We start from the raw sequence: 623 nt of genomic DNA on the forward strand, positions 1-623 counted from the left end.
GTGCAAACGGACGCAACGCAAAGACGCCGGATCCACGCTTGTGCGCGCGTTCCGGCAACGATCACCCGGCCTGCTGGCCAATCTCGAAGTTGGCCAGTTTCTCCAATGCGCGCACCATTGCGGAGTGGTCCCAGGTTTTGCCGCCGTGTGCGACGCAGGAGTTGAACAGCTCCTGCGCGGTGGCCGTGTTGGGCAGCGAGATGCCGAGCAGGCGCGCAGTCGAGAGCGCCAGGTTCAAGTCCTTCTGGTGAAGCTCGATGCGAAAACCCGGGTCAAACGTGCGCTTGACCATGCGTTCACCATGCACCTCCAGAATCTTCGATGACGCGAAGCCGCCCATCAAGGCCTGGCGTACACGCGCCGGGTCAGCGCCGGCGCGGGCGGCAAACAGCAGCGCCTCGGCCACCGCTTCGATGTTGAGCGCCACGATGATCTGGTTKGCCACCTTGSMGGTCTGGCCGTCRCCGTTRCCGCCMACCAGSGTGATGTTCTTGCCCATCARTTCRAACARCGGCTTGATGCGTTCAAACACGGCTTGTGGGCCGCCGACCATGATGGACAGCGTCGCATTTTTGGCACCGACTTCGCCGCCGGAAACCGGTGCGTCAAGGTAGTCGCAGCCC

1 protein-coding gene is annotated in these 623 nt (G+C 63.1%); it reads right to left on the bottom strand.

From position 1 onward, the window contains the following. Positions 1-61: 61 nt before the first annotated feature. Positions 62-623 (bottom strand): NAD-binding protein (locus AC1DWI_RS25680; RefSeq protein WP_477726259.1); only part of this gene is annotated, 562 nt, incomplete at its 5' end.

This window comes from Polaromonas sp. P3_C2 (genome assembly GCF_056402675.1).